The organism is Actinosynnema sp. NPDC023658 (assembly GCF_040639995.1).
In the GTDB taxonomy this organism is placed as follows: Bacteria; Actinomycetota; Actinomycetes; order Mycobacteriales; family Pseudonocardiaceae; genus Actinosynnema.
This window is the reverse complement of the sequence record NZ_JBFAAX010000948.1, coordinates 1-2,082: the sequence shown is the minus strand read 5'-3', so window position 1 is coordinate 2,082 and position 2,082 is coordinate 1. Positions and strand designations below refer to the sequence as shown.

Below are 2,082 nucleotides of genomic sequence, written 5' to 3'. Positions count from 1 at the left end.
GTAGACGGCGTCGACAATCAGCTGGATCAGCTCGTCCTTGCTGGCGTTGTGCCGGTACAGCGACGTCGTCCGGGTGTTCAGCTCGGCGGCGACCCGGCGCATCGACAGCGCGTCGAGCCCTTCGGCGTCCGCGACGCGCATCGCGGCCCGCACGATCTTCTCCTCGGTGAGCGCGGGGCGACCGCCGCGGTCGCGGTCGCGCATCCAGACCAGGGGTGGGGACGACATGGCGACACTGTAGCCGTGTGGGTACAGTGTGCCCAATAACGGGAACAGTGTTCCCACTCGGGGGAGGAGTCACGACATGAAGCCTGTTGTCATCGCGGGTGGCGGCACGGTCGGCCTGGCCACGGCGGTGTTCCTGGGGCACCACGGCGTGCCGGCGCTGGTGTTCGAACGCCGGCCCGCGCCGTCCGGGCACCCGCGCGCCCTGGGCGTCAGCCCGCGCACGCTGGAGCTGTTCCGCGAGGTGGGGCTCGGTGAGGCCGTCGCCGGGGCCGCCGTGCGCTCGGCGGTGCGGTCGAGGGCTGACGCGCGCACCGCCGCCGAGCTGGACCGCACCGCCCTGTCATCCGCGTCCGTCCCGCTGTCCGACCTGTCCCCGGAGGTGCCGCTCGGCCACTACCCGCAGGACCACCTGGACGCCGTGCTGCTGCCCGCCGCCCGTGAACGCGGGGCCGTGGTCGAGTTCGGGGTCGGCGTCACCGACGTCACGCCCGGCGGCGTCGTCACCCTGTCGGACGGGCGGGTGGTGGAGGCCGAGCACGTCATCGGGGCGGACGGGGTCAACAGCCGGGTCCGATCCGCGCTGGGCGTCCCGACCACCGGACCGGGCGTGTTCGGTGAGCCGCCGGTCAACGTCCTGTTCCACGCCGACCTGGTCGGGGCGCTCGGGCCCATGCCCGTGATGGCCCGGATCACCCACCCGGACGTCGACGGCATCCTGCTCGCGGTCGGGGAGGACCGGTGGGCGCTGCACGTCGGCGGGCCGTTGACCGACGAGGGGTGCGCGGCGAAGGTGCGCGCCGCGATCGGCGCCGACGTGCCGTTCGAGGTCGTCGGCGCGATCCCGTGGCGGGCGACCGTGCGCATGGCGGAGCGGTTCCGCGAAGGGCGCGTGTTCCTGGTCGGTGACGCGGCGCGGGCGGTCTCGCCGCTGGGGGCGTTCGGGCTCAACACGGGGCTGGCGGACGGTCACAACCTGGCCTGGAAGCTCGCGATGGCGCTGCGCGGCGAGGCCGGTGACGGCCTGCTCGACACCTACCACGACGAGAGGCACGCCGTCGCCGCGATGGTGACGCGGCAGGCGCTGCTGCGGTGGGAGGACCCCCGCCTGCACTGGGACCCGTCGGCGGTCGCGGAGCGCGCGGCCGTCGGCGCGTGGTACGCCCCGCTGGTCACGATGGGCTACCGCTACGACTCCGCCGCGGTCGTGGACGCCGTGCCGCACCTGCCGTCCGCGGAGGACCTCGCCGCGAGCCTGGACGGCGCACCGGGCTCACACCTGAGGCACCACTGGGTCCGGCCCGGACTGTCCACACTGGACCTGGTCGCCTCGCGGTTCACCCTGCTGACCGGGCCCGACGGGCAGGGCTGGCTCGACGCGGCGGCGACGAGCGGGATCCCGGCCGAACCGCTGCCGGAGGAGGCGGCGCACGCGGTGGGCGTGGACCGGGCGGGCGCCCTCCTGGTCCGCCCGGACCGGTTCGTCGCGTGGCGCACCGCCGGGACGCCGGACGCCGAGGTGCTCGGGAAGGTGCTCGCCACCGTGACCGGGACGAGCGGTCACTTGCCGCGCGGGTAGGCCTTCTGCACCTCGCCCTTCAGGTTCGCCTCCAGGTACGCGCCGTCGTAGTCGTCGACCAGGTACGCCCTCATCGTCGCGGTGCCGTCGATGATGTCGGTGCTCACGATCAGGTACCGCATGGTCGGCTTCGGGACGCCCAGCTCCCGGTCGGCCCGTTCCATCAGCGCGGGCAGGGCGTCCCAGTTCACCTCGTTCAGGTCGAGCACGGCGCGGTCGGCGTCCACCCCGTCCGCGCCCTGCCTGGTCGCCTTGCCGTCCCGGTACTGGAAGTCGTC

At 74.1% G+C, this 2,082-nt stretch carries 2 protein-coding genes and 1 pseudogene; 1 reads left to right on the top strand and 2 read right to left on the bottom strand.

What is annotated here, in order from left to right; all coding sequences use genetic code 11:
* Window positions 1–228: helix-turn-helix domain-containing protein (locus AB0G02_RS36780; RefSeq protein WP_360804085.1), on the bottom strand; the 228-nt coding region annotated here is incomplete at its 3' end.
* A gap of 76 nt (window positions 229–304) precedes the next feature.
* On the opposite strand from AB0G02_RS36780, the gene AB0G02_RS36775 reads away from it, so the two are divergent.
* Window positions 305–1,804 (top strand): FAD-dependent monooxygenase, encoded by a 1,500-nt coding sequence (locus AB0G02_RS36775; protein WP_360804082.1) that lies wholly within the window; start codon window positions 305–307, stop codon window positions 1,802–1,804.
* Here AB0G02_RS36775 and AB0G02_RS36770 read toward each other — a convergent pair.
* Window positions 1,786–2,082 (bottom strand): annotated as a pseudogene (locus tag AB0G02_RS36770) (serine/threonine protein kinase); the annotation flags it as partial. The gene AB0G02_RS36775 and the pseudogene AB0G02_RS36770 overlap by 19 nt on opposite strands.

Coding starts and splice junctions, on each gene's coding strand:
- AB0G02_RS36775 (WP_360804082.1), top strand. CDS start 305: ATGAAGCCTGTTGTCATCGCGGGTGGCGGCACGGTCGGCCTGGCCACG.